General features: G+C 64.7%; 24 protein-coding genes. 6 read left to right on the top strand and 18 right to left on the bottom strand.

The window, feature by feature from the left end:
- Positions 1–113: 113 nt before the first annotated feature.
- The 3 genes from BST47_RS19775 to BST47_RS19765 are packed head-to-tail and all read left to right on the top strand — an operon-like array spanning position 114 to position 2,412.
- Entirely contained in the window at positions 114–1,280 is a 1,167-nt protein-coding gene (locus tag BST47_RS19775) for a 3-ketosteroid-9-alpha-monooxygenase, oxygenase component (RefSeq protein ID WP_083127347.1), read from the top strand.
- Positions 1,277–1,753: a hypothetical protein gene (locus BST47_RS19770; protein ID WP_083127346.1), complete on the top strand. Its 477-nt coding sequence runs from the start codon at positions 1,277–1,279 to the stop codon at positions 1,751–1,753. Before BST47_RS19775 ends, BST47_RS19770 begins: the two co-directional genes overlap by 4 nt.
- A gap of 17 nt (positions 1,754–1,770) precedes the next feature.
- Positions 1,771–2,412, top strand: coding sequence for a sensor domain-containing protein (locus BST47_RS19765; RefSeq protein ID WP_083127449.1), 642 nt, complete (start codon positions 1,771–1,773; stop codon positions 2,410–2,412).
- 3 nt (positions 2,413–2,415) lie between these two features.
- Here the strand turns inward: BST47_RS19765 and BST47_RS19760 are convergent, their stop codons facing one another.
- Genes BST47_RS19760 through BST47_RS19750 form a run of 3 tightly spaced genes read right to left on the bottom strand, consistent with a single transcriptional unit; the run spans position 2,416 to position 5,472 of the window.
- Positions 2,416–3,558 carry a sulfotransferase family protein gene (locus tag BST47_RS19760; RefSeq protein ID WP_083127345.1) on the bottom strand — a complete coding sequence of 381 codons (1,143 nt, stop codon included), beginning with the start codon at positions 3,556–3,558 and terminating at the stop codon, positions 2,416–2,418.
- On the bottom strand, positions 3,558–4,343 hold the full coding sequence (locus BST47_RS19755; protein WP_083127344.1) for an SDR family oxidoreductase: 786 nt from the start codon (positions 4,341–4,343) through the stop codon (positions 3,558–3,560). The genes BST47_RS19760 and BST47_RS19755 overlap by 1 nt, the downstream gene beginning before the upstream one ends.
- Before the next feature lies 1 nt (position 4,344).
- Positions 4,345–5,472, bottom strand: a complete 1,128-nt coding sequence (locus BST47_RS19750; RefSeq protein ID WP_083127343.1) for a hypothetical protein — start codon at positions 5,470–5,472, stop codon at positions 4,345–4,347.
- 84 nt (positions 5,473–5,556) lie between these two features.
- Here BST47_RS19750 and BST47_RS19745 point away from each other — a divergent pair, with 84 nt between their 5' ends.
- Positions 5,557–6,483, top strand: a complete 927-nt coding sequence (locus BST47_RS19745; protein ID WP_083127448.1) for an IclR family transcriptional regulator — start codon at positions 5,557–5,559, stop codon at positions 6,481–6,483.
- A 20-nt stretch (positions 6,484–6,503) separates the two neighbouring features.
- Here BST47_RS19745 and BST47_RS19740 read toward each other — a convergent pair whose 3' ends face one another.
- The 5 genes from BST47_RS19740 to BST47_RS19720 all read right to left on the bottom strand — a co-directional run bounded on the left by BST47_RS19740 (position 6,504) and on the right by BST47_RS19720 (position 11,898).
- Positions 6,504–6,917, bottom strand: coding sequence for a hemophore-related protein (locus BST47_RS19740; protein ID WP_083127342.1), 414 nt, complete (start codon positions 6,915–6,917; stop codon positions 6,504–6,506).
- A 95-nt stretch (positions 6,918–7,012) separates the two neighbouring features.
- Complete coding sequence (locus BST47_RS19735) at positions 7,013–9,097, bottom strand: RecQ family ATP-dependent DNA helicase (RefSeq protein ID WP_083127447.1); 2,085 nt, start codon at positions 9,095–9,097, stop codon at positions 7,013–7,015.
- Entirely contained in the window at positions 9,094–10,149 is a 1,056-nt protein-coding gene (dmpG, locus tag BST47_RS19730; protein ID WP_083127341.1) for a 4-hydroxy-2-oxovalerate aldolase, read from the bottom strand. The genes BST47_RS19735 and dmpG overlap by 4 nt, the downstream gene beginning before the upstream one ends.
- The gene (locus BST47_RS19725) at positions 10,146–11,099 is read right to left on the bottom strand and encodes an acetaldehyde dehydrogenase (acetylating) (protein ID WP_083127340.1); all 954 of its coding nucleotides are present in this window, start codon (positions 11,097–11,099) and stop codon (positions 10,146–10,148) included. Before BST47_RS19725 ends, dmpG begins: the two co-directional genes overlap by 4 nt.
- Before the next feature lie 13 nt (positions 11,100–11,112).
- Positions 11,113–11,898: a 2-keto-4-pentenoate hydratase gene (locus BST47_RS19720; protein WP_083127339.1), complete on the bottom strand. Its 786-nt coding sequence runs from the start codon at positions 11,896–11,898 to the stop codon at positions 11,113–11,115.
- A gap of 73 nt (positions 11,899–11,971) precedes the next feature.
- Between BST47_RS19720 and kstD the strand changes: the two genes are divergently transcribed.
- Both kstD and BST47_RS19710 read left to right on the top strand, forming a co-directional pair.
- A complete protein-coding gene (kstD, locus tag BST47_RS19715) occupies positions 11,972–13,654 on the top strand; it encodes a 3-oxosteroid 1-dehydrogenase (RefSeq protein ID WP_083127446.1) in 1,683 nt (560 codons plus the stop codon).
- On the top strand, positions 13,654–14,523 hold the full coding sequence (locus tag BST47_RS19710) for an enoyl-CoA hydratase ChsH3 (protein WP_083127338.1): 870 nt from the start codon (positions 13,654–13,656) through the stop codon (positions 14,521–14,523). Before kstD ends, BST47_RS19710 begins: the two co-directional genes overlap by 1 nt.
- On the opposite strand, the gene BST47_RS19705 is transcribed toward BST47_RS19710, so the two are convergent.
- From BST47_RS19705 to BST47_RS19660, 10 genes are all read right to left on the bottom strand, one after another.
- Entirely contained in the window at positions 14,520–15,782 is a 1,263-nt protein-coding gene (locus tag BST47_RS19705; protein WP_083127337.1) for a lipopolysaccharide biosynthesis protein, read from the bottom strand. The two genes, BST47_RS19710 and BST47_RS19705, sit on opposite strands and share 4 nt — an antisense overlap.
- Complete coding sequence (locus BST47_RS19700; RefSeq protein WP_165799827.1) at positions 15,782–16,750, bottom strand: glycosyltransferase family 2 protein; 969 nt, start codon at positions 16,748–16,750, stop codon at positions 15,782–15,784. Before BST47_RS19700 ends, BST47_RS19705 begins: the two co-directional genes overlap by 1 nt.
- A gap of 18 nt (positions 16,751–16,768) precedes the next feature.
- Positions 16,769–17,488, bottom strand: coding sequence for a glycoside hydrolase family 16 protein (locus tag BST47_RS19695; RefSeq protein ID WP_083127335.1), 720 nt, complete (start codon positions 17,486–17,488; stop codon positions 16,769–16,771).
- 101 nt (positions 17,489–17,589) lie between these two features.
- Positions 17,590–17,781, bottom strand: coding sequence for a hypothetical protein (locus tag BST47_RS19690; protein ID WP_083127334.1), 192 nt, complete (start codon positions 17,779–17,781; stop codon positions 17,590–17,592).
- Positions 17,778–20,021: a hypothetical protein gene (locus tag BST47_RS19685; RefSeq protein ID WP_133056232.1), complete on the bottom strand. Its 2,244-nt coding sequence runs from the start codon at positions 20,019–20,021 to the stop codon at positions 17,778–17,780. The genes BST47_RS19690 and BST47_RS19685 overlap by 4 nt, the downstream gene beginning before the upstream one ends.
- A gap of 6 nt (positions 20,022–20,027) precedes the next feature.
- Positions 20,028–21,197 carry a DegT/DnrJ/EryC1/StrS family aminotransferase gene (locus BST47_RS19680; RefSeq protein WP_234809795.1) on the bottom strand — a complete coding sequence of 390 codons (1,170 nt, stop codon included), beginning with the start codon at positions 21,195–21,197 and terminating at the stop codon, positions 20,028–20,030.
- Positions 21,198–21,205: 8 nt separating this feature from the next.
- A complete protein-coding gene (gene rfbF, locus BST47_RS19675; RefSeq protein WP_083127331.1) occupies positions 21,206–21,976 on the bottom strand; it encodes a glucose-1-phosphate cytidylyltransferase in 771 nt (256 codons plus the stop codon).
- Positions 21,973–23,019 (bottom strand): NAD-dependent epimerase/dehydratase family protein, encoded by a 1,047-nt coding sequence (locus BST47_RS19670; protein WP_083127330.1) that lies wholly within the window; start codon positions 23,017–23,019, stop codon positions 21,973–21,975. The genes rfbF and BST47_RS19670 overlap by 4 nt, the downstream gene beginning before the upstream one ends.
- Positions 23,007–24,110: a glycosyltransferase family 4 protein gene (locus BST47_RS19665; RefSeq protein ID WP_083127329.1), complete on the bottom strand. Its 1,104-nt coding sequence runs from the start codon at positions 24,108–24,110 to the stop codon at positions 23,007–23,009. The genes BST47_RS19670 and BST47_RS19665 overlap by 13 nt, the downstream gene beginning before the upstream one ends.
- Positions 24,107–24,955, bottom strand: a complete 849-nt coding sequence (locus tag BST47_RS19660) for a glycosyltransferase family 2 protein (protein ID WP_083127328.1) — start codon at positions 24,953–24,955, stop codon at positions 24,107–24,109. The genes BST47_RS19665 and BST47_RS19660 overlap by 4 nt, the downstream gene beginning before the upstream one ends.
- Positions 24,956–25,466 lie beyond the last annotated feature (511 nt).

Below are 25,466 nucleotides of genomic sequence, written 5' to 3'. Positions count from 1 at the left end.
GTTGCCTCGCGATAGTGCCTGCGCGAAAAAGCAGGTAGAGGCGTTTGATTGCGCGGCCGCAGGGGAAAACTGTAACGTGTTCTAGTTAGAGCCACAGAAACGGGAGGCCCACCGTGACTACCGAAACAGCAGCCGTGCGCGAAATCGACACCGGCGCGCTCCCGGACAGGTTTGCGCGCGGCTGGCACTGCCTGGGCCCTGTCAAGGATTACCTGGACGGCAAGCCGCACGGCGTGGAGATCTTCGGCACCATGCTGGTGGTCTTCGCCGACTCCAACGGCGACCTCAAGGTGCTGGACGGCTACTGCCGCCACATGGGCGGCAACCTGTCGCAGGGCACGATCAAGGGCGACGAGGTCGCCTGCCCGTTCCACGACTGGCGCTGGGGCGGCGACGGTAAGTGCAAGCTGGTGCCCTACGCCAAGCGCACCCCTCGGCTGGCCCGCACCAAGGCCTGGCACACCGACGTCCGCGGTGGTCTGCTCTTCGTGTGGCACGACCACGAGGGCAACCCACCGCAAGAAGAGGTGCGCATCCCCGACATTCCAGAGTTCGCCGACGACGGGTGGACCGACTGGCGGTGGAACACGATGCTCATCGAGGGCAGCAACTGCCGCGAGATCATCGACAACGTCACCGACATGGCGCACTTCTTCTACATCCACTTCGGCCTACCGACGTATTTCAAAAACGTCTTCGAGGGCCACATCGCGTCGCAGTACCTGCACAACGTGGGCAGGCCCGACGTCAGCGATCTGGGCACCTCCTACGGTGAGGCGCATCTCGATTCGGAGGCGTCGTACTTCGGGCCGTCATTCATGATCAACTGGCTGCACAACAACTACGGCGGATTCAAGGCCGAGTCGATCCTGATCAACTGCCACTACCCGGTCACCCAGGACTCGTTCGTGCTGCAGTGGGGTGTCATCGTCGAGAAGCCCAAGGGACTGGACGAGGCCACGACCGACAAGCTCGCGCGAGTGTTCACCGAGGGCGTCAGCAAGGGCTTTCTGCAGGACGTCGAGATCTGGAAGCACAAGACGCGCATCGACAACCCGCTGCTCGTCGAGGAGGACGGCGCGGTCTACCAGATGCGCCGCTGGTACCAGCAGTTCTACGTCGACGTCGCCGACGTGACTCCCGACATGACCGACCGCTTCGAGATCGAGGTCGACACCACGGTGGCCAACGAGAAGTGGCACGTCGAGGTCGAAGAGAACCTCAAGACTCAGGCCAAAGAGCAGGACGAGAAAGAAAAGGCAGAGCACGCGAGCTCATGACCCCGCGTAAGGACGCCCCGGACGTCGACCAGCTGGCGAGGTCGATGCTGCTTCTGCACGGCGTTCATGACGACGACGACCACAGCCATGGCGGCGGCGCGACTGGGGATTCAAAGGAGACCTGGGCTCGGTCTTGGTCCAAGGCACCGGCTTTCGGCGACGACCGGGCCGAGGCTCTTCGGGAGGCCACCGCACGCGACCGTGAGCGTTACCTGAGATCGGGGCTGGTTTCAGTCGACTGCAGGTTCTGCCACGTGGCGGTCGATGTGAAGAAGCTCGGTCCCGCGCAGACGTCGGTGCAGTGGAACTCCGAGGCAACCCGCCGTTGCGCGTACTTCAACGAGATCCGGGAGGCCGGCGGCGATCCGGCACGGGCCCCCTCCTGCCCCAAGCTCGCTGGCAGTATCAAACACGCTGTGGTCGAAGGCTGTCTGGAGGAGATGTCCTCGGCGCCATCCCCGGGGGACGGCTGAGTTCTACCATGGCGGCCATGGTGGCGCGGTGGTCGGTGCTTCTGCTTGCGCTCGCACTCGTTCCGGGCTGCACCGAAGTCGTTGACTCCCCACCGAAGGCCGCTCCGCCGGTGGCGCCTATCACCGCCGGACAGGTCAAGGACCTGCTGAGCCCGAAAGTCGAGAAGTACGACGGGAATCTGTTCGCCACCGTCGAACCCGACGAGTGCAGCGGCGTCGCCAGAGAGGTGGATCCGCCGTTCATCTTCGACCACGATCCGGCTGCGACCGACGGCGGGCACTGGATGGTCGACGACGTCGGGCGCCAGGTGTACATCGAGGAGATGGTCGGCGTCTATCGGGCCGACTACGACGCGAAGAATGCACTGGCGCAGGCGAAGCGGACGCTGCAGTCGTGCGTGGATACTCCGTTCACCGTCACCGATATGAAGGGCCGCGTCTACGACTTCACGCTGCAGCCGCTGACGACATCCAGCTCACCCAACATCCTGCTATGGTCCTTCACGGCCAGCGACTGGGCTTGCGACAGTACGTTCGTCGCCGCCCACAATGCGGCGGTCGAGATCTCGACGTGTGGCGCGCCCGGCGGCTATCCGGTGCGCACCCTCGCTGCGGAAGCGTTGGATCGCATTGAGCGGCTGGCCAATACGACGGCCTGACCGTCACAGCCCCTTGAACTGCTCCTTGACCTGATCGTCGGTCAGCCCGTAGTCGGCAAGTGAGTACGTGTGCTTCGGCGCGCGCGGGCCCTGCTGACTCTCGGCGTGGCTCTCGGTTATCGCCGTGCGGGCCTCGTCGGTGAACTCGATGTCGAAGTGCGAATAGATGCCCTCGACCGCCGACACCGGATCCTTGACGAACTCGAAATAATCGACGTCGCAGAACTGCGCCTGGTCATGATCGGCCCGAACCTCGTTGAACCGCCTGAGACCTCGCGTCCACGTCTCCATCGCGTCCGCGCCGATCTGCGCGCCGACGAACGAGTTCGACCATCCCTCGGTCGTGTGCTGCGCCAGCGAACACATCGACGCCATGATGGTCTCCGCGGGCCGGTGGCACTGCACGATGAGCGCATCCGGGTACGTCTTAAAAATCGCGTCGAGCGCGAACAGATGGCTCGGATTCTTGAGCACCCAGCGCTTTTCGGCGTCGTTGAGACCGATCAACTGCAGGTTCTTGCGATGCCGCTGATACGGCTTGGACCAGTCCTGCTTGGCCAGCCACTGCGAATACGTCGGCAGATGGGACAGCGTCTCGTACGACACCGAATGCAGCGACTGGCGCAACAGTTGCCAGCACTCCTCCACCTCGTCGGCAGTCATGTAGTGCAGACCGGTGTAGTCCGGATTTTCTGCATGCGCCTTGGCGAACTGGGCGTCGATCTGCGCGAAAACCGGGTTTTCCGACCATGTCTCGCGTGGCGGACGGGGTTGCGGGAACTCGGCCAACCAGAGTTCCAGCCCCTGATGCCGCGGGTCGGCGGTGAGCAGTCGGTGAATGACGGTCGTGCCCGTGCGCGGCAGCCCGGTGACGAAGATGGGGCGCTCGATCGTCACGTCGGCGTACTCGGGGTACTGCTTCCAAGCCGCCTCCGACACCAGTCGCGCCACCAGTGCGTTGCGTACGAAGAACCGGTTCATCTTGCTACCGATTTCGGTGAGGTCGGCGTCGCGCCGGAACGACTCCAGCAGAACGCTCAGCGCCTCCCGGTAGTTGTCATCGTCGGCACCGAAGTCGTCGAGTCCGCACGCCTTCGTCGCCGAAGCGTGCAGATCGTCGACGGTGCCAACGTCCGTCCTGGTCATCAGGCTTTGTACTCCCCGCAGTTGACGTCCAGCGCCTGCCCGGTGATACCACTGGACAGATCGCTGGCCATGAACAGGATCGCCGACGCGACCTCGTCCTCGGTCGGCAGCCGCTTCAGGTCGGATCCGGCGGCGGCAGCGTTGTAGATGTCCTCGACACTGGTGCCGTATTTGCCGGCCTGGTGCTCGAAGTAGCCCTTCAGGGTTCCACCCCAGATATAGCCCGGGAGAACGGAGTTGACGCGGATGCCCTGCTCGCCGAGTTCGGTCGCCAATGTCTGCGACATCGCCAGCAACGCCGACTTCGCCATCTTGTAGGCGCCGTACTTGGCCTGCGAGTGGCGTACGACCATGGAGTTCACGTTGACGACGGAACCCTCGGACTCGGCCAGCGCAGGCGTGAAGCCCTGGATCATCCGCAGCGCGCCGAACACCGTCAGCTCGATGGCGTCCTTCATGTGCTCGAACGTCGTGTTGGCGAACGGCTTCATCGACGGCACCCGGAAAGCATTGTTGATCAGCACGTCGACCTTGCCGTACGCCGCCAGCGTCTGATCGACGAGGTTACTCACCTGCGCTTCGTCGGTGATGTCGGTACCCACCGTGACCGCACGCCTGCCGATGTCGGTGATCTGCTTGGCGACGTCCTCGAGCCGCTCGACGGTGCGGGCGGCCAGCACCAGATCCGCGCCCGCTTCGGCACATCGCCTGGCGAGCGTGGTGCCCAGCGCCGGGCCGACGCCGGAAATGACGACAACTTTGTCCTTCAGAAGTTCCGCGGACACCCTAACCCACCATCCTGTCGCCGATCTGCTTCTGACGCAGCGCGATTCGCGCCCGCCAGTCCTCGTCTGAAATCTTGTTTGCCTCGTAGTTCGGCAGCGCGGAGGCCACCTTTTCGATGTCGACCACCTCGACGCTCGGGCCGTCGGCCTCCGTCAGTTCCCGGGAGAGCCGCTGCCAACGAAACTGCAGATAACCCTTGCGGTGGCCGAGGGTCTCGACCCAGTTCGTCACACCCGGGTTGGCATCCGACACGACGTAACGGATCTTGCCGTCCGGATCCGCCTGCGCCTGAGTGCCATTGAGCGACGTCTGGTGGTTGATGTAGTCCAGCGAGATGTACCACAGGCTGCCCAACTGGAAGCCCAGGTAAGGCGCATCGGTGACCGGCAGCGTGATGATCATCGCCTGATCCGGTGCGAGGTCGAAGTGGCCGACCGACGAATACTGCGTCGCGAGACCACCAGGCGTCAGCCGCGGCGCGATCATCGTGTTGACCGGCAGCGTGTCGTAGAACCACTGTGGAAACTGTAGCCATGTCTTCACTCGCTGCACCAGCTGCTTACCCGCTACGGCGTAACGCTTTTCGATCAGCTGCCGGGTCAGCGGCGGTGGCGCGGTGCCCGCGGTGTCGGTCCTGGCGATGCTGATGTACCCGCGTCGCGCCGACCAGTCGTTGTAGACCTCGCGGACCACCAACTGCGACGGGCTTGTCGGGGTGACCCGCCACTCGTAGTTGCCGTCGGCGTCGATGTCGAGTTCGCGGTCATCGAATGCCGCCTGGCTCGGCGGGACGTTGTCGTCGGTGTACTCACCGCCGAGCATCTGGAAGCAGAGGTCGGTGGTGGTACCGCGGTTGCCGGTCACGACGTACTCGTAGCCGGGCTGCACCCGGGTGCCGAAGTACATCGCGTCCGGATTGTCCAGGCCCATCTTGGTGAACGGCCCGGTACCGGACTGCATGAACGGATGGTCGCGGTCGTAGTCGAACGCCAGGTGCGTACATCCCGATATGCAACCCGCCAGGTACTGCAGGCCCTCGAGCAGGTCGGCTTCGGATTCGATGAACGGTGCGGCGGCGACAAGGCTTTCCGCCTCGGCGATCGCGTCGATCAATGGCTGAGAAAACACCTCTTGAAACTAGAACGCGTTCTAGCAGGAGTCAATATATCGACCGTCTCGGTACATATATGGAACGACATGTACGCTGCGGGGATGTCCGCCCCCGAACCTTCCGGCCGCGCATCGCCGCCGACCGACCGGGTCGTGCGGATCCTCGACTACCTCGCGGGCCGCCCCACGGAACGCTTCGGGGTGTCCGATCTGGCCCGTCGGGTCGGACTGAGCAAGCCGACGTGCCTCGGCATCGTCACATCCCTTGCCGATGCGGGATACCTCGTGCGCGACGCCGCCGACAAGACGTACCGCCTTGGTCCGGCACTGATCACTCTCGGCCAGAAGGCGCAGGAGTCGATGCGGGTCAGCCCGGCGGCACGCGAAGAACTGCGGAGGCTGTCGGCGCGCTTCGGTGTCACCGCGGCGCTGTCCGGTGTCATCGACGACCGGATCACGCTGCTGGACCTGGTGGCTCCCGCCGGTGCCAGACCGGGCGTCGAGGTGGGGCAGAGCTATCCGTTCGCCCCGCCCGTCGGGTTGATGTTCGTGCTGTGGGATGAAGAGGCCGAACGCAATTGGCTCGCCAAGGAGCCGACGATCCCGCTGCGCACTCATTCGGACCGGTTCAACAGGGTGATCTCCAGGTGCCGCGAGGACGGCTATCTGGTCGAGCGGCTGACGCCGGGTGGCCGACGGTTGTATTCCCTGATGGCGGGGATGTCGAGCAACCTGCCCGACGAATTGCGGGCGCTACTCGGCGAATTGGTCTCCGACATCGGTGAGCGCGTGTATCTGCGCGACGAGAACGGGCAGGCCGGCCGGAAGCGCCATGACATCAGCGTGATCTCGGCGCCGGTCTACGACCACCACCAGCGACAGGTGATGGTGGCCTCGATGCACATCGGAAAGTCATTGACGGACAACGAGATTGTCGAACGCGCCCGCGCCCTGGTGGCGACCGCCGACGCGGTCAGCGCTCAGTTGGGAAGCACTCAATCGCGCCGGCGGGACAGCCGACGCGATTGAGCGGTGGAGATTCAGCTGGCTTAGAGGTCAGTCAGCGCTTCGGTGATGGGTGTAGGTGCCACCTCGACACCACACTGGCTGGCCAGATCGATGGCCGGCTGATTGATCGTCATCAACTCGGTCTCGACCTTCGGATTCTCCGCAAAGTAGGTGCGGAACGCCTCGGTCACATCGGCAGGCGACTGCTCGACGATGTTGGTGAGCGCGTCATTGGCTGCAGGATTGCCCGCCAGGTACATGCTGGTGGACTCCGCCACGGTGCGTGAGGTGTCGGCAATCGTGCTGACGCTGCAGTTCTGGGGTTCCGTGCCCGGACCCGGGGCAGGCTGGGCATTCACGACCGGAATCACGATGGCCGCGGAACCGAAAGCAAGTAGACCCCCGGCGAACATGCCGTATAGGCCGCGTCGCACGGTCTTCTCGGACATCTTCATCAAATCACTCCTCTAGTCGGCGACCTCGTGGTCGCTGTCAAAGGCGTAACCGATGTGGGGTCGGGCTTAAACAAACTCCTGGCCAGCCCGGCGTGTCAGCTGGTGGTGGCCAGCGTGAAGGGAAGGACGGCCACGGCGCCCGCCGCGCGCATGACCCTGGCGGCCATGGTCAGCGTCCACCCGCTGTCGGAAAGGTCGTCGACGAGCAGCACCGGTCCGCCGACGGAGGCGACGAGGCCGGGATCCGGCGCCGTCCATGCCCCATCGAGTGCAGCCACGCGGTAGGCGGAGTTCGCCGCGGTCACCGGTCGCCGCGTCGGCGAGTACTGCAGGGTGCCGAGGTCGGTCAGCCTTCCGAGTCGGGCGAGCTCGCGGCTCAGCGAGGAAACGAGCAGCGGGTGGCGGTCTGAATCCAGTGCCATCACCGCGGCGGGCCGCTGCGCCCAGTCCCAGGACGCCAGCACCTTCACCGCCGCGGCGACAAGGTCGTCGGATACCTCAGCGTCGGCTTCGTCGAGCACGCGCCGCAACCGCGCACCCCACCCCAGATCCGTCAGCCTGCCGATGGCGCGTCCTGGTTCCGGGCCGACGGCGATCCTGCCGCTCAGCTCCACGCCGAGCTTGGCCAGCCCGGACGGCCACTGCTTGCGTGGCGCGAGTTCCACGCCGGGACGCATGAGCCGTTGCCTCGTCTCCTCGGTGGTGCCGGGATCGACATCGGCGCTGACGTGCTCGCCCGTGCAGTTGTCGCAGCGGCCGCACCGCTCCCCCGCCGCGAGTGACGGGTCGTCGAGTTGCCCACGCAGAAACGCCATCCGGCACCCGTCGGTCGCCTGGTAGTCCAGCATCGCCTGCTGTTCGCGCTTGCGGGCTTCGTCGAGCTTGCGATACCGCGGCTCGTCGTACTCCCATGCCGCTCCGGTGCCGACCCAGCCACCCTTGACGCGGCGCACGGCGCCGTCGACGTCGAGCACCTTGAGCACCATCTCCAACCTTGACCGCCCCAGGTCCACGAGGGGCTCGAGCGCGGGCGTCGACTGCGGGCGCTCAGGGTCAAGCACGCCAATCACGTTGCGCACCATCGACTCCGACGGGAACGCCACCGAGGCGAAATACCGCCAGACGTCCTGGTCCTCGTGGCCGGGCAGCAAGATGACCTGCGCGCTCTCCGTGGCTCGTCCCGCGCGGCCCACCTGCTGGTAGTAGGCGATCGGCGAGGACGGGGCACCCAGATGGACGACGAAGCCGAGGTCGGGTTTGTCGAACCCCATGCCCAGCGCCGACGTGGCCACGAGCGCCTTGACCCTGTTGGCCAGCAGATCCGCCTCGAGCTGTTCGCGTTCGGCGGCTTCGGTGGACCCGGTGTAGGCGGCGACGGCGTGGCCCTGCTCACGCAACAACGATGCGACGTCATGCGCCTGAGCGACGGTCAGCGTGTAGACGATCCCCGACCCTGAAAGCGAATCGATATGTGCCGCAAGCCAAGCCGCGCGTTGCGCCGGATTGCCGGCCTTGACCACCGATAGTCGCAGCGACTCGCGATCCAGGCCGCCGCGAAGCACCAGCGTGTCCGTGCCTCCGACGCCGAGTTGGGCGGCGACGTCGTCCACGACCCTGTCATTGGCGGTGGCCGTGGTCGCCAGCACCGGCACGTCGGCACCGAGTTCACCGATCAGGGTGCGGATGCGTCGGTAGTCGGGCCGGAAATCGTGGCCCCAGTCCGACACACAGTGCGCCTCGTCGACGACGACGAGACCCGCGTCATGCGCCAGCGCGGGCAGCACCTGATCGCGAAAGTCGGGATTGTTCAACCGTTCTGGGCTCACGAGCAGGACATCGAGCTCGCGGCGGTGCACGCGCTCGTTGATCTCGTCCCAGTCGGCGACGTTGCTGGAGTTGATGGTGGCGGCGTGCACCCCGGCCCGCTCGGCGGCGGCCACCTGGTTGCGCATCAGCGCCAACAGCGGCGACACGATCACCGTCGGGCCCCGGCCCGCTTCGCGCAGCAATTTGGCGGCGATGAAGTACACCGCCGACTTACCCCAGCCGGTGCGCTGGACGACCAGTGCCCGCCGCCGTGCGACGACGAGCGCCTCGATCGCCGTCCATTGGTCGTCGCGCAGGACGGCGGTCGGCCCAGCCAGCTGTTCGAGCAGCGCCTGTGCGGCCTCGCGAGTCAGGACGTCGGCGCCGCTTCTTGTTCGCGCTTGATCTCCAGCGCGATGTCGATCAGCTGGTCCTCCTGGCCGCCGATCAGCTTGCGCTGGCCCGCCCGGTGCAGCAGTTGGTGCGCGGGCACGCCGTAGCGTTCGGACTGGCGGATGGCGTGCTTGAGGAAGCTCGAGTACACGCCGGAGTAGCCCATGATCAGCGCGTTGCGGTCCAGCAGGCACTCGGTCGGCATGGCAGGTGCGACGACCTCTTCCGCGGCGTCGGCGATGTCGAAGAAGTCGATGCCGGTCTTGACGCCGATCTTGTCGAACACGCCGATCAGCGCCTCGACCGGCGCGTTGCCCGCACCGGCGCCGAAGCGGCGGCACGAGCCGTCGATCTGTTTGGCGCCCGCCCGCACGGCCTCGATGGAGTTGGCGACGCCGAGGCCGAGGTTCTCGTGGCCATGAAAGCCGACCTGGGCGTCATCGCCGAGTTCGGCTACCAGCGCCGCGACCCGGTCGGCGACGCCCTCGAGCACCAGCGCACCCGCCGAGTCGACGACGTAGACGCACTGGCAGCCGGCGTCGGCCATGATGCGTGCCTGCGCCGCGAGCTTCTCGGGCGGAATGGTGTGGCTCATCATCAGGAAGCCGACCGTCTCCAGGCCCAGCTCGCGGGCCAGGCCGAAGTGCTGGATCGATACGTCGGCCTCGGTGCAGTGGGTGGCGATCCGGCAGATCACCCCGCCGTTGTTCTGCGCTTCCTTGATGTCCTCCTTGGTGCCGACACCGGGCAGCATCAGGAAGGCGATCTTGGATTCCTTGGCCGTCTCGGCGGCCAGCTTGATCAGTTCCTGCTCCGGAGTCTTGGAGAACCCGTAGTTGAAGCTGGACCCGCCGAGCCCGTCGCCGTGGGTCACCTCGATGACCGGCACGCCCGCGGTGTCGAGCGCCGCGACGATCGCCTGTACTTCATCCTTGGTGAACTGGTGCCGTTTGTGGTGGCTTCCGTCGCGCAGCGACGTGTCCGTCATCCGGATGTCCCACATGGGATCGAAGTAGATCTCGTCGGCGCTCATGAGAGGCCTCCCGCCGCTGTTGTCTGCTCTTCGCGCGAGCGCTCATCGCCGGCGCGATCCTTCGCGATCTCTTCGCCGACCTTGGTGGCCGCAGCGGTCATGATGTCCAGGTTTCCAGCGTAGGGCGGCAGATAGTCGCCCGCACCCTCCACTTCCACGAAGGTCGTGACCAGGTGGTTCCCACCGTTGTACACCGTCGGCTCGTCGAACTGGGGCTCGTTGAGCAGCCGATAGCCCGGCACGTAGGTCTGCACCTCGGCGACGACGTCCTTGATGGACTGCGTGATCGCATCGTGGTCGGCATCCTCGGGGATGGCGCAGAAGATGGTGTCGCGCATGATCATCGGCGGGTCGGCCGGGTTCAAGATGATGATCGCCTTGCCCCGCTTCGCGCCGCCGATGACCTCGACGCCGGCACTCGTGGTCTTGGTGAACTCGTCGATGTTGGCCCGCGTTCCCGGCCCTGCCGACGCCGAGGACACCGACGCGACGATCTCGGCGTACGGCACGTCGACGACGCGACTGACGGCGTAGACCATCGGGATGGTGGCCTGACCGCCGCAGGTGACCATGTTGACGTTGGGCGCGTCGAGGTGTTCACGCAGGTTGGCCGGCGGGATCACGCCGGGGCCGACGGCGGCTGGAGTCAGGTCGATGGCACGGATGCCCGCCTCGGCGTAGCGGGGTGCGGCGTCGCGGTGCACGTAGGCGCTGGTGGCCTCGAACACCAGATCCGGTTTCTCGCTCTGGGCCAGCAGCCAGTCCACGCCTTCGTGCGACGTCTCCAGACCCAGCTTGCGCGCCCGCGCAAGGCCCTCGCTCTCGGGATCGATGCCGATCATCCAGCGCGGCTCGAGCCACTCCGAGCGCAGCAGTTTGTACAGCAGGTCGGTGCTGATGTTCCCCGACCCGACGATGGCGACTGTGCTTTTCCCGGACCTTCCGGTCATTGTGATTTCCCTACTATTCGAAACTCAGGTGGACTGAACCTAACCCGGCGAAGTCGGCGACGAAATTGCTGCCAGGCGGTGCATCTATCGCACGCGTGCACGACCCGGGCAGCACGATGTCACCGGCCTTCAACCGGACCCCGAAGCCCTCGACTTTGCGCGCCAACCACGCCACCGCGGTGACCGGGTTGCCGAGCACCGCATCGCTGCGGCCCTCCGCGACGACCTCGCCGTTGTTGGTGAGCACGGCGTCGATGTTGCGGATGTCGATGTCCTTCGGCGAAACCCTGGCCTCGCCGAGCACCCAGCCCGCCGACGACGCGTTATCGGCGATCGTGTCGCAGAGCTTGATCTTCCAGTCGGTGATGCGGGTGTCGATCAACTCGATCGCGGGGGCGAACGCCGCCGTCGCCGCCAGCACGTCGTCCTCGGTGCATCCGGCACCGGGCAGGTCGTCGGCGAGGATGAAGCCGACCTCGACCTCCACCCGCGGGTACAGGTAGTTCGCCGAGGGCACCTTGCGGTCCTCGTGGACAGCCATCTCGTCGAGAAGGTGCCCGTAGTCGGGTTCGTCGACATTCATCATCTTCTGCATGGCCTCCGACGAGAGGCCGACCTTGTGCCCGATGACCCGGGCGCCCTCTGCGACCCGCTGACGGATGTTGATCAGCTGGATCTCGTAGGCATCCACCACATCGATATCGGCGTGCGCGTCAGTCAGCGGGGTGATGGGTACGCGGCTGCGTTCCGCCTCGGCCAAGTCGGCGGCGAGCTGTTCACGCACCTGGGCGCTGAGCATGTTTGCGAAGTCCCCTCGTTTGTTCGACCGGCGCAGTTGTTGTAACGCCGGGCAATTCTATAACGTGTTCTACATGACTGGTCAGGAGTATGACGTCGTCGTGGTGGGAAGCGGCGCCGCCGGCATGGTCGCCGCCCTCACCGCCGCCCACCAGGGACTTTCCACAGTAGTCGTCGAGAAGGCTCCGCACTATGGCGGTTCCACTGCGCGGTCAGGTGGCGGCGTGTGGATCCCGAACAACGAGATTCTCAAGCGTGACGGGGTCCAAGACACGGCCGAAGCGGCCCGCACCTACCTGCACGCGATCATCGGCGATGTCGTGCCCGCGGAGAAGATCGACACCTATCTGCAGCGTGGACCCGAGATGTTGTCGTTCGTGCTGAAGAACTCGCCGCTGAAGATGTGCTGGGTGCCCGGCTACTCCGACTACTACCCAGAAACACCTGGCGGGCGTCCCGCTGGACGCTCGATCGAGCCGAAGCCGTTCAACGCCCGCAAGCTCGGCCCCGACGAGAAGGGCCTCGAACCGCCGTACGGCAAGGTGCCGCTGAACATGGTGGTGATGCAGCAGGACTACGTGCGTCTCAACCAGCTCAAGCGCCACCCGCGCGGGGTGCTGCGCAGCATCAGGGTCGGCGTGCGCTCCGTGTGGGCCAACGCCACCCGCAAGAACCTCGTCGGCATGGGCCGCGCCCTGATCGCACCGCTGCGCATCGGTCTGCAGAAGGCGGGTGTGCCGGTCCAGCTGAACACCGCGCTGACCGACCTCTACGTCGAGGACGGCAGGGTTTGTGGGATCTACGTTCGTGACACCAATGCGCCGGAAAGCGCTGAGCCGCAACTCATCCGGGCACGCCGCGCGGTGATCCTCGGGTCGGGTGGTTTCGAGCACAACGAGCAGATGCGGGTGAAGTACCAGCGCGCCCCGATCACCACCGAGTGGACCGTCGGCGCGAAGGCGAACACCGGTGACGGCATCCTGGCCGCCGAGAAGCTGGGGGCCGCGCTGGAGATCATGGAAGACGCCTGGTGGGGGCCGACGGTTCCGCTGGTGGATGCACCGTGGTTCGCGCTGTCCGAACGCAACTCCCCCGGCTCGATCATCGTGAACATGGCCGGCAAGCGGTTCATGAACGAGTCGATGCCCTACGTCGAGGCGTGCCACCACATGTACGGCGGCCAGTACGGCCAGGGCCCGGGTCCCGGCGAGAACATCCCGGCGTGGCTGGTGTTCGACCAGACCTACCGCGATCGCTACATCTTCGCGGGATTGCAGCCAGGACAACGGATCCCGACGAAGTGGATGGAATCAGGGGTCATCGTCAAGGCCGACACCATCGCCGAACTGGCCGAGCAGACGGGGGTGTCCGCAGAAGCACTGACCGCGACGATCGAGCGCTTCAACGGCTTCGCCCGCTCGGGTGTCGACGAGGACTTCAAACGTGGCGAGAGTGCGTACGACCGCTACTACGGCGACCCCACGGTCAAGCCGAATCCGAACCTCGGTGAGATCGCCAAACCGCCGTTCTACGCGGCCAAGATGGTGCCGGGTGACCTGGGCACCAAGGGTGGCGTCCGCACCGACATCCACGGGCGTGCGATGCGCGACGACGGTTCGATCATCGAAGGCCTCTACGCCGCGGGTAATGTCAGCTCACCGGTGATGGGCCACACCTATCCCGGTCCTGGCGGCACCATCGGCCCCGCCATGACGTTCGGATACCTGGCAGCACTACACATCGCGGGGAAGAACTGATGCCCATCAATCTCGACGAGGCGCTGGGCGCCGAGCTTCCACCCGCTGAATTCTCCTGGACCAGTAGCGATGTCCAGCTGTACCACCTCGGCCTCGGCGCGGGTGGCGACCCGATGGACAAGCGCGAACTGCGCTACCTCACCGACGGCACCCCGCAGGTACTGCCGACGTTCGCCAACGTGGCGCAGAGCTTCCACATGACCGAACCGCCCAGCGTTCGCTTCCCCGGGATCGACATCGAGCTTTCGAAGGTGCTGCACGCCAGCGAAGCGGTGTCTGCGCCCGGGCCGATCCCGCCGTCGGGCACCGGCGTCGCTGTCACCCGGTTCACCGACATCTGGGACAAGGGCAAGGCCGCGGTGATCTGGTCGGAGACCACGGTTTCCACACCGGACGGCACGGTCCTGTGGAAGCAGAAGCGGTCGATCTTCGCCCGCGGCGAGGGCGGCTTCGGCGGCGAACGGGGCCCGTCTGGGTCTTCTACGTCATCGGACCACACGCAGCGCGCCGCGGATTTCGAGATATCGATCGCGGTGTCGCCGCAGCAGGCCCTGCTGTACCGCATGTGCGGTGACCGCAATCCGTTACATTCGGATCCCGAATTCGCGGCCGCCGCAGGCTTTCCGAGGCCGATCCTGCATGGTCTGTGCACCTACGGCATGACCTGCAAGGCGATGGTCGACACCTTGCTCGACGGCGACACCGCCCGGGTCGGGAGCTACGGCGCCCGGTTCGCGGGTGTGGTGTTCCCCGGCGAGACGCTGCTGGCCAGCATCTGGAAAGAGGGCGACGGTTTCACCGCCGTGGTCACCGCGCCCGAGCGTGACAACGCGGTGGCACTGGCGGGCGTGGAGCTCGTCCCGGCCTAGCGGCTGCCGCCGAGCCAGCGTCGCTTGAGGTCCCACGCCCCAAAGCCACCGAGCAGGGCAGAGCCGATGGCGAGGCCGACGGCGGCGCCGACGCCCCCCCAGTAGTGGGTCAGATAGCCGATCGTCGGCAACGAGACGACGAACGTCGCCGTGTTGACTCGCAAGATCGTGCGGGTCTCCAGTGATGCCCGCAGCACCGACATCCAGATCGAGTACGGCACGCGCAGAACCGAACCCACTGCGACCACGATCAAGCAAGCGCGGAAATCGGCGCCGTCGTAGCCGTCCCCGAACAGCCGACCTACCCAGGGCGAGCCGATCGCGAGAACCACCGCGCCGGTGCCGACCAGCACCGTGGAGATCAGCCAGATTCGCCGCACGTGAAAGGTCGCCGCCGCGGGTTCGCGGGCCATGTGAGAGGTCAGTGCCGCGCCGGCCCCGTCTGGAACGAAGTCCAATGCCTGCGCGACGGCCATCGCGATCGCCAGCGTCGCGCCCGCAACCGGCCCCGCCAGCCAGGTGGTGACAAAGGGCAGCACCAGGATGAGGCCGAACGACGTCGAGCTGGCGACTCCGTCACGAAAGACGAACGCGCCCATCGCCCGACGGCTGAGCCGGGGATCCGGCACGTCTTGCGACGGGACACCGCCGGGATACTTGACCAACGCGGGAATGATGAATACGAAGGCAAACAATGCCGTCGCGGCGGCCGGTATGACGGTCGCCCACACTGCGGGCAGGTCCAGCCACCCCGCAAGTAACAGTACGAGACCGACCTTGACCAAAACCGAGACCAGGTTGAGGACCGGCAGCCACCGCGTGGCGTGCAGGCCAATCAGCGCCGCGTCCTTGAGCACGAACAATGCCAGCACCAGCGCGCCGGCAGGCACCAACAGCGCAGTTATGGAATCGCCGGCCACAGCCTCGCCGGCGAACTGGCCTGCCAGCGCCCCGACGGTCAGCGACACCACAACCGTGATGATCAGACCGTCGACGAGGCGCTGACGGCGGACGCACCCGGGCGCGGACAGCATGGCTTTGTAGGCACTGCCGACGCCGTAGGCGGTGACGGTACCGATGGTCGTGATCAGCGAGATGAGCGCAGTCTGCACACCGAGTTCGTGGGCAGGTATCGTCCTGGCCGCCACGATCCAGAACAGCATGCCCGCCGCCGCGGTGAGAAAGTACGTCAGGACGATCGCGATCGAATCCCCGGCCAACCCACTGCGGGGCTGCGGGCCCGAAACGGTGATCGACATCAGTGCCGTCTCTCCCGAGCCGCGGCGTACACGTAACCGGCCCCGGCCGCCGATACGCCAAGGACCAGTACCGCCGATCGGGCCAGACCGCCGGGCGCGAAGCGACGAGCCCTCGGCGACAAGCCCTCCCGCACACCGCGCAGCAGCGCCCGCGGCACCGTGACGGTCAGGTAGCTTCGCTCCGCGCTGGTGGCATCACGCGAGCCGACGAGCCGTGATATCTGGCGCTTCGATATGCCTTCTCCGAAGCACCGCCGCACCGCGTACCGAAGTTTGGTGCGGTCGGCCGATACATAATGTGAAACCCGGAGATCGGGATCGAACAGGATTTTCTTCGACGGCCACCGCTGCGATATCCGGATACAGAATTCGGTCTCCTCGCAACCGACCGGGTGTCGTCCCACTCGTCCGAGATCGGTATTGAAACCGCCTACCGAACCGAGGATTTCACGACGAAACGACATGTTGCAGCCCATTACGTTGCGTACCGGCAGCACCGTCGTCGGCAGACCGACGTAGGCGCATCCGACGATCCAGTCGTACTCACCGGGCAGCCATCGCGGTCGTTCATTCGGCCACACCGGTTGGGCAGAGCCTCCCACCACTGCCACCGCGGCATCGGCATAGTGGCCGGTGAGGGCGTCACGCCAGCCGGGATGCACAGCGGCGTCGTCGTCGACGAATGCAACGATGTCACCAGTGGCACAAGCGATCCCGCTGTTGCGGGCGCCAGACAGACCTTTCTTCTCCGTACTGGCGACGATCTGTAGCGCCGGTCGCCCGACGTCGTCGATCTCCCGTTGCGCGCGAGCCAAGAGTTGCGCGTTGTGGTCGACGACGACAATCAACTCGTCGTCATCGAGGAGCGTCTCGGCGGCGTTGCCCACTGAGCGCACCAGGTCGTCCCAGCGCTCTTCGGTGTATGCGCAGATGATCACGCTGACCCGGTGTGTCGCTGTCGTCGTCACGGCAGTCTCCATATTTCGCTATCCGCTGTAGGACCAAACGGAAACCCAATCGACGAGCAGCCGTCCACTGTTGTTTCCGTTTCCGCGAGTTTCGGTTTGCAGCTGCCAGCGCATCGGAGTGTCCGGCACCGACTCGGTGCTATCGAGAACCACCACATCGTCCAGTAGGTAGCGCACCCGCCCCGGTGACCACTCGATGGTGTAGGTGTGCCAGTCGGTGAACCGCGCACCGACGTCCCGGGAAGGTATCTTGCAGCCGTTGCACGAGGCGGGGCCGGCGAAGTGCTGGAAGCCACCGACAGGACCGGCCAATCCGCCTTCTGGGAAGTCCAATTCGCCGTCGTACGGCCAGTTTTCGGATTGCGGCCACAATAACCAGGCGACGTAGTACTCGGTGAGATTGGGATTGTCGACGCGCATCCGTGCGGAGTACCGGCCGTAACGCTGGTACTGACTGCCGCTGCGCAGTATCGGGGAAGGGTTGGCGCCCGCAGGCTGACCGTCCACGTTCTGCAGGTTGAAGATGAGCATCCCGTCGGCCACCTGCAGCACCTGTTCCGACCGGTAGGGTCGGCGATCGATGGTGTCGTTGAAGCAGCGCGGGTAGCTGAGCCACTGTTGGCCCTGCTGACCCTGGTACGCCACCTTCCCGGGATCACAATCGTTGGCCCAACTTCCGATCGGCGCGTCCCGATCGAAGTCGTCGTAGAACACCGGCGTCCAGCCTGGCAACTCCATCCGCGGCGCTTGCCCCGAAGCCGATGTCGGACAGGTAGCCACGACCACGGCCGTAAGCAATATCGCCGCCGAAACGGCACGTCTGGGCAACGTCAAGCCTTTCACGTCTGTAGCACCATTGAGAGGGCTGCGATTGCCACCGCGAAAACAGAGACGGTCACAGCGGCGAAGGTGAGCACGGTTTTCATGTCGTCCTGGCGCAGATCGCCGTAATAGGACACCTGCCACTCACGGCGCAGGGTCGCCAAGACATACAGCAGTCCCGCAAGGGCAAAGAGCGCGATGCCGGTCATTGCGGTATCCCGAGCAAAACGGGCTTGGCACCGGCGCGCTCGAGCACTGTGACGAGCTCGCTGCTGTAAACCGGGGTAAAGGCGTAGTAGGACACCAGCAACTCGATCGCCCGCGCCACCGCATCGTGGTCGACGCGATAGCGGTATTCGAGAAGCCTTTCGTCCTGCCGAGTGACGATGAGATACGACGCGTCTCCTTCGGCGGTGCACTCGGCGAGATCGCGACCCGCCTCGATGCAGGCGGCACCGACGTCGTGACCCCTGGGCAGGCCGAGCAACGTGCCTTGACCCCAGAAGGCAACCGACCCCGGAGCAACCTGCTTTGCCAGTTGCTCCGAGATCGCCAGCTCGGCTGGGTCGGTGTGCTCGAACGATGTGTTCAACCCCCGATTGGTCAGGCCCCACAGCCCCAGGATGAGCAACAGCACACCTGTCACCAGGGTGATGCCCCATCGTCGTTCGCGCCCTCTCGTTCCCAGCCGCAGCACTGACCGAAGTGCGATTGCCGCCAGCGGCGCCAATACCGGGGACGCGTAGAGGAAGCAGCGGATCACGACCTCCCCGCCGTAGCTCTGCACCACGACCAACATGAAGGGCTGCAACGCGAGGGCCGCCGCAATGAGCCAGAACTTGCTCCGCCGTATCCGATAAAGGCCGACCGCGGCCATGACGAACAGAAGGGCGCCGGCGCCGATCCGCAGCAGCTGCATGGTGCTGTAGACGGGATCCCCAGCGATACGATTCGACACGCCGACGCCCAAGCTACTGCGCACGCTGCCGAGTTCGTGAAGCACTTCGCCGAGGTGGCCCTGCCAGTAGGCGCTGGCGCCGTAGGTGAACCACGCGACGAAGATGAGAAGCGCTGCAAGCCAAAGGAGTTTGAGCCGCGTGACGCCGAGCATCGACATCGATAGCAGTGCGCCGATGGTCACCAGCGGTGTCAACTGATGCGACACCACCATGGCCGCGATCAGCACGACCAGCGCAACCTCCATCGCAAGTGACCATCGCGCATCGGTACGGGGAACCAGTCCGGGCAGGCGACTCCAGGGTTTCGTCAGTCCCGCGAATCGACGGCCGTGCAGTACCGGCAGCCGCGCTGCCCGCAGCTGCCAGATCAGCACCGCCAGGATTGTGGCGTAGAGCTGCATCGCGACCGCTTGGGGCGCAAAGTAATCCTGCTGATACCAGTTGAAGAGGACGAAGACGGTGACACCGAGCCAGGCCGTCCGGGCATTCCCGCTCAGGGCCAGAGCGATGGCGTAAACCGGGAAGATCAGCAGAACGCCGAAGAAGAAGGACGCACTGGTGACGAACACTGCGCTGTCGTTGAGCGACCCGATACTCATCAGGTGCGCGGCGCCGGAAAAGAAGCCGCCCCAACTGATTCTGGCGTCGACAGGTGGTGGCATAGCGCCGATGTCGACGATCCAGTCGGCGATGTATCGGTGAACGTATGCCGTCGAGAATGGCGCCGTGCGATCCGACCACGCTACCGGCATGGTCATGTACATCACCAACATCACGTTCGATAACGCGAGCATCGCCTTGTCGATGACGGTCCTGCTGTACTCCACGGCGAGCACCACGCACAAGAGCGCGAACCCGGCAACGTATTTGATACCCAAGATGCCGATCAGCCCGGTGGCGCCGCTGCGGTCGGTATCGAGTTCGGACACTCCGGCGACGAAGAGCGCAAGGGCGATGGCCAACATCGCGATGCTGTATCCGCTGGCTCGCCCGAGCGTTGCGCGAACACTGACAAGGAAACTGCGGCCGGGCGACGCGCGAAGGACACTCGGTTGCGTGCGCCATCGGTTCGCGAGAAGCACGGTGGGCACCGTAGCCATGCCGAGAATCAGAAGCTGAACAGCAAAGGGGTGATGTAGGCCGGCCACATTGCTCAACTGTGACAACAGCAGGGTCGACGCAAGTGACAGCGCAACCGCCACACTGGCGAATATCCCGTTACGCGGCAGGCATAACCACGACGCAATCGGCAAGCCGGGCAGCGTGACGGCGGTGAGGACCACCAGCGCAACGCGGACTGACTCGGGCACCAACTCACTCAGACCGATGATCGAGAGCATCGTCAATATGGACGAGGCACAGATCAATACGGCCGACAGCACCAGGATCGTCGGCGTCTCGAAAGCGCTCGGGGGCGCCGGACCGACGGTGCCACGCCGGTGCTGCCCGGCCGGGTGGGCTCTGCGTGTGGTGTCCAGGGAGCTAACCACCCGCGGCTATGCCTTCCTCATGTGCATCGTCATGAAGTCGCGGACACCGTCGATCACCCTGTCCAGGGTGCTTCTACTCATGTAGGGATGCAGCGGTAGCGTCAGCACACTGTCGGCAGCGACCTCGGTGACCTCGAGACTGCCGCGGCGGCAATCTCGGTAGTAGCTGAAGTGGTGCGCACCAAGGAAATGAATGCCGGTGGCGATGCCGAGGCGTTTGAGGTGGTCGATCAGGGCTCCGCGGACACCGGCGTCGGGCAGCCTGATGACGTAAATGTACGGGGCGACGTCGGTCCAGTCGGTATCGAACAGCGTCACGCCGTCGAGATCGGCGAAGGCCTCGTCGTAATACCGGCAATACAGCTGCCGGTTGTCGATGAACTCATCGACGCGGGCGAGCTGCGAGAGACCGATCGCGGCAGGGACCGAACCCAAGTGACAGCGGTAGCCCTGCCGGACCACGTCGAAATCCCAGTTGCGCTGATTGCGGTATCTGGCGTCGGTGTCTGAGTCGATACCGAGATGCCGTAGCTCGTGCAATGCCTGGACGTCGTTGACATCAGACGTGATCACCGCGCCGCCCTCCAGGCTGGTGATCGTCTTGACGGGCCCGAAGCTGAAGCAGGTGATGTCTCCGAACGAACCGATCGCTCTGCCCTTGCTGACGCTGCCGAAGGCGTGTGCCGCATCCTCGATGACCCTCAGGCCATGCTCGCGCGCGATCGCCATCAGCTCGTCGAGATAGCAAGGGAGACCGAGGTAATCGACAGCCAGAATGGCCTTGGTCCGCGGACCGATCAGCTTGCGGACCTCGGCGGGGTCGATGCTCAGATACGTTGGCTCGATGTCACAGAACACGATCTCGGCGCCGGTGCGGCTGATCGCCTGGTGTCCAGCGACATAGGTGAAGGAGGGGCAGATCACCTCGTCACCGGGTCCGAGACCGATCAGGCGGCCGGCCAGGTGCAGTGCCTCGGTGCACGAGTTCGTGGAGACCACCCGACGATCCTGCAGGCCGAGATAGCGCTCGATGGAGATCTCGAACTCCTGGCTGAGCTTTCCCATGCCCAACCACCCCGCGGCGAGCGCGTCGGTCGCCGCTTTCTGCACATCGTCGCCGAGATAGGGCCGATAGACCGGTACGGGTCCGTCGCTCTTGTCGACGACGTCGGTCATTTCGCGCACTAGTCGTCCCAACCCTTCCACGGCGGGTTGCCCTGATTCCACAGGTCGTTGAGGTAGATCTTGTCCCAGATGGTGTCCATCCCGCGCCAGAAGCCATGGTGCTTGTACGCGGCGAGTTGTCCTTCGGCAGAAAGTCTTTCAAGTGGCTCGCGTTCGAGAAGCGTGCTGTCACTGTCGATGTAGTCGAGGATCTTCGGCGAGGACACGAAGAAGCCGCCGTTGATCCAGCCACTGCTGCCCTTCGGCTTCTCCCTGAACTCTGCGTGCATGTCATCGATCTCGAGGGTTCCGAACCGGCCTGGCGGCTGCACCGCGGTCACGGTGGTGATCGAGCCCGCGTTCTTGTGGAAGTCGACTACCTTCGCGACGTCGATGTCTCCGACGCCGTCGCCGTAGGTGAACGCGAAGTCGTCGTTGCCGATGTGCTCTCGGGCGCGCAGCAGTCGGCCACCGGTCATCGTTTCTAACCCGGTGTCCAGCAACGTGACACGCCAGGGTTCACTGGTGGACTTCAATGTCTTGATCGTGTTGTTCTCGAGGTCGATCGTCACGTCGCTGGTGTGCAGGAAGTAGTTGGCGAAGTACTCCTTGATCATGTAGCCCTTGTATCCGAGCAGCACGATGAAATCGGTGATGCCCGCAGAGGCGTAGATCTTCATGATGTGCCAGATGATCGGGTGTCCACCGATCTCTACCATCGGTTTCGGACGGTCCTGCGACTCCTCACTGATGCGAGTGCCTCGACCGCCTGCCAAAATGACTGCTTTCATTCGGGTGACTCCTCATCTCTGCGATTCCATCTCAATTCGTCGTCCAGCAGACCTTTCTCGATGAGTTGCTGAAGGGTGCGCAACCGTACATAGTCCGGCCCGTCGAACAGTTCGGCCGTCATGTTTCCGGCGGAGAAAGCGTCGCGAAGCTGTGTGATACCCGCTGGCACAGTCCATGTCGGGCGGTACCCGGGCAGCTGCGTCTCGATCTTCGTGAAATCGACGAGGTAGTTTCTGATATCCGGCGCGGCGTGTTCACCGCACGTGACGACGCAGTCGGGAACCAGTTCGGCGACGAGCTTTGCGACGTCGGCGATCCGATAGTTCTCGGTTGATCTGCCCACGTTGAAGGCTTCGTCGTGAACGGATTCGCGTGGTGCGGCGAGCGTCTGGGCGAATGCGTGCGCTATATCGAGAACGTGGACCAGCGGGCGCCACGATTGGCCGTCGCTGAGCAACAACACACGACCACTGGTCATCGCGTGTCCGACCAGGTTGTTGACAACCACATCCTCACGCAGCCGCCTCGACAGCCCGTATGCCGTCGCGTTCCTCAGATAGGTCGGCGAAAAGGTGTCGTCGGCGAGCGCCGACAGTGCGCGCTCGACCTGGATTTTCGACTCACCGTATGGAGTCACCGGATTGAGCGGGGCCAGTTCGGAAAGTGCCTTGTCACCGCCGCGACCGTAGAGGCTGCACGACGATGAGAACACGAAGCGGGTAACGCCCGCGGCCTTGGCTGCCTCAGCCAAGCTGACGCTGGCGTGCAGGTTGATGTCGTAGGTCAGCTGCGGATTCAGTGCCGATACCGGATCGTTCGAAAGCGCGGCCAGGTGCACCACGGCGTCGAACCCTCGCAGCTCGCGGGCGCTCACGTCGCGGATGTCCATGGCGAGCATCGGAACCGGATCGGGCGAGCGCAGGAAGTCGCGCCCGGCATAGTAATCCGTGTCGAGCCCGACGACGTCGTGCCCCAGTTGTCTCAGGACTGGGACCATCTCTGCGCCGAGGTAGCCGCGATGGCCGGTCATCAAGACTCGCATAACACCCCTCCTTCGCTTGGCATCCGATGAGGAACATCGGGCCACGCGCTTGGCTTCACCGATCTGTAGATGAGTTCGACCATGGCCGTCATGCCGTCCTCGGAGAAATCGTCGGCGACCGAGAATGCGTTGGTGGAGTTGCTTTCCCAGAGCAAGCGGTCGGAGGTCAGCGACATCAGGGTTGACGTCCCTGCCTCGAGGTCGGAATCCAACACCGCCCCGCAGCCGTTGTTCTCGATGATGTCGGCGATCTCACCGCAGGGTGTCGTCACCACGGGGGTGCCACTGGCGAGCGCCTCGAGAGCCGCGAGTGGCAGGCCCTCCCACTTCGACGTCAAGAGGAACACCCTTGACTGTGCGATCAGGTCCCGAGTGGCCTCATGGGTGCCGCCCTGCGCTACCGTCACGGTTTCGTTCAGCCCCAGCAGGCGTTGATGATCAATGAACTGCTGCTGCAGCGATCCGGCGCCGGGCGCGATCCACACGGCTCTCAGGCCGGCGTTGTGCCGGTGCAGTCGCGCCACCAAGTCGAGGAAGGCGAGGGGATCTTTCTGCTCCTCGAACCGGCCGACACCGACGATGTCGTAGCACCGGCGTCCGAACGGCAGGGGATCACCGGGACGTTTGCGCGCGCCGTTGGGCACGACGCTCAGATGGCGTTTCGCCAGCCGCGGATATTGCGACTGCAGTCCGCTTCGTACGTGATTCGAGACCGCGACGATGGTCGAGCCCCGAAATGACAGCAATCGGTAGCCCGACATGACGTTGTGGACGTGTTCGATGGTGCGGGCGCGTGCGCCGAGAAGGACGGCAAGCAGGCCGAGAATCCGTTGTTGACAATGGATCACGTCGGCCGACCGGATCAGCCCGACGACCTTGCGACTCGGCACTGTATGGACGTCGACGCCGGATTCGACCAGCCGGTGATCCCACTCTCCGGGGCGCAGTGTCACGACGTCGACCTGGCACCCCCGAGCGCGGAAGTGATTCGCCAGCTGTAAGACGAAGTGTGAGACTCCCCCCGGACTCAACCGGTCGGTCGCCAGGACGATGCGCGGCGGCCGAACCAACATGGTCGACGCCTGGCTCACGATCCCGACCCGGCTGCTGCTTCCGACGCGAGCGAACTGGTCCCGAGCTCGTGGATGAACTGGCCCACATTGCGCCGACGTGGCGCGCGCCGTCCGCGCAGGGTGGTCTCCAATACCCTTCTGCCGTCGCGGATGGCACGCAAGTTCGACTTGCCCGCGCGGCGCGGCATTTCGAGGCTGGGGACCTCGGCGATTCGGAGACCGGATTGCACTGCCCGAACTGTCATCTCCGCCTCGATCTCGAATCCGGTTGCGGTGAGATCGAGGAGGTCGAGATAGCGGCGGTGGAATGCGCAGAACCCGTAGCACAGATCGGTGAGTTCCGTCCCGTACAGGTTGTTGAAGACGGACAGCAGGAATCGGTTGCCGATCCGCCGGAACGGCGTGATGTCCAGTGACCCCCCGCCACCCATGAACCGCGAGCCCTTGACGAAGTCATAGCCATTGGCGAGGAAGTGCACGTAGTGCCTGATCTCCTGGGGCGACATGCTGCCGTCCGCGTCCATCATGACGATCACGTCGCCGGTCGCCGCGAGGAAGCCGGTTCGCAATGCGCTGCCCTTGCCGGTGCCCTCCTGCGCCACGACCTTGACGTCCGGTCGGTAACTGCGGGCAGTGATCAAGGTGGCGTCGGTCGATTCGCCGTCGACGAGGATGATCTCGTCGACATCGTCGGCGATCTGCTCCAGCACCCACGCGATGTTGCGGGCCTCGTTACGTACGGGGATGACGAGACTGACCGAAGAGGTTTGGGCGCCGCCGGATGGTTTGGGTAACGGGCTGAGTATCGGTGCTACGTGTTCGGCAGATCCGTTGCTGCTGCCGTTGGTCACTGCACTGGTCATTTGAGTACTCCGATCAGAGATGGGTGTGATGGGGCAGCAACGAGGTGCCTCGATGAACCAGTTCTTGTCTCGCGTCCGTCCGGCGCGGGGCTCCTGCGGCCTGCCAAGTTCAAGACTCCTGACTTGTTTTCGTCGCCCCCGCGAACGTGATTTCCAGCCGGGCTCGATCACCGTCCCAGCGGCCGATGGACTCTCGTTGTCCGTGAGAAGGCCGCTGTGACTGCTCTTACCTAGATCAGCTTTCCGACTGCGCCATGAACAGAGTAGGAGTTTGCCAGATTTGCAGCAACTCGAAAATTAGCATGACCTGGGCAAAGCTTGCGTTTTCAAGCAAATTGCCCCGCGGCGGCTCTTCGCGGATTGGCTACCAGCGTAGCGTCTTCCCTGCTGCGGGCGCATATCACGCTCAGGGCCTCGATATTTCGCCACGGTCGACTTGCATTTACTTTCGTATCCGTTAGTGACGGATCCCACACGTCTGCACTATTTGTCGACTCCCAGATATGGGACA

This window comes from Mycolicibacterium tusciae (genome assembly GCF_002086795.1).
GTDB classification, from domain to species: Bacteria; Actinomycetota; Actinomycetes; order Mycobacteriales; family Mycobacteriaceae; genus Mycobacterium; species Mycobacterium tusciae.
This window is presented reverse-complemented; position numbering and strand designations above follow the sequence as displayed.

What these genes read in the sequence shown, in the direction of transcription:
- BST47_RS19725 (WP_083127340.1), bottom strand. Translation starts at nt 11,099, where the DNA reads ATGACCGGAAGGTCCGGGAAAAGCACAGTCGCCATCGTCGGGTCGGGG.
- BST47_RS19765 (WP_083127449.1), top strand. Translation starts at nt 1,771, where the DNA reads ATGGTGGCGCGGTGGTCGGTGCTTCTGCTTGCGCTCGCACTCGTTCCG.
- BST47_RS19660 (WP_083127328.1), bottom strand. Translation starts at nt 24,955, where the DNA reads ATGACCAGTGCAGTGACCAACGGCAGCAGCAACGGATCTGCCGAACAC.
- BST47_RS19720 (WP_083127339.1), bottom strand. Translation starts at nt 11,898, where the DNA reads ATGCTCAGCGCCCAGGTGCGTGAACAGCTCGCCGCCGACTTGGCCGAG.
- BST47_RS19695 (WP_083127335.1), bottom strand. Translation starts at nt 17,488, where the DNA reads ATGGAGTTGCCAGGCTGGACGCCGGTGTTCTACGACGACTTCGATCGG.
- dmpG (WP_083127341.1), bottom strand. Translation starts at nt 10,149, where the DNA reads ATGAGCGCCGACGAGATCTACTTCGATCCCATGTGGGACATCCGGATG.
- BST47_RS19690 (WP_083127334.1), bottom strand. Translation starts at nt 17,781, where the DNA reads ATGACCGGCATCGCGCTCTTTGCCCTTGCGGGACTGCTGTATGTCTTG.
- BST47_RS19680 (WP_234809795.1), bottom strand. Translation starts at nt 21,197, where the DNA reads ATGACCGACGTCGTCGACAAGAGCGACGGACCCGTACCGGTCTATCGG.
- BST47_RS19705 (WP_083127337.1), bottom strand. Translation starts at nt 15,782, where the DNA reads ATGTCGATCACCGTTTCGGGCCCGCAGCCCCGCAGTGGGTTGGCCGGG.
- kstD (WP_083127446.1), top strand. Translation starts at nt 11,972, where the DNA reads ATGACTGGTCAGGAGTATGACGTCGTCGTGGTGGGAAGCGGCGCCGCC.
- rfbF (WP_083127331.1), bottom strand. Translation starts at nt 21,976, where the DNA reads ATGAAAGCAGTCATTTTGGCAGGCGGTCGAGGCACTCGCATCAGTGAG.
- BST47_RS19745 (WP_083127448.1), top strand. Translation starts at nt 5,557, where the DNA reads ATGTCCGCCCCCGAACCTTCCGGCCGCGCATCGCCGCCGACCGACCGG.
- BST47_RS19670 (WP_083127330.1), bottom strand. Translation starts at nt 23,019, where the DNA reads ATGCGAGTCTTGATGACCGGCCATCGCGGCTACCTCGGCGCAGAGATG.
- BST47_RS19770 (WP_083127346.1), top strand. Translation starts at nt 1,277, where the DNA reads ATGACCCCGCGTAAGGACGCCCCGGACGTCGACCAGCTGGCGAGGTCG.
- BST47_RS19760 (WP_083127345.1), bottom strand. Translation starts at nt 3,558, where the DNA reads ATGACCAGGACGGACGTTGGCACCGTCGACGATCTGCACGCTTCGGCG.
- BST47_RS19740 (WP_083127342.1), bottom strand. Translation starts at nt 6,917, where the DNA reads ATGAAGATGTCCGAGAAGACCGTGCGACGCGGCCTATACGGCATGTTC.
- BST47_RS19710 (WP_083127338.1), top strand. Translation starts at nt 13,654, where the DNA reads ATGCCCATCAATCTCGACGAGGCGCTGGGCGCCGAGCTTCCACCCGCT.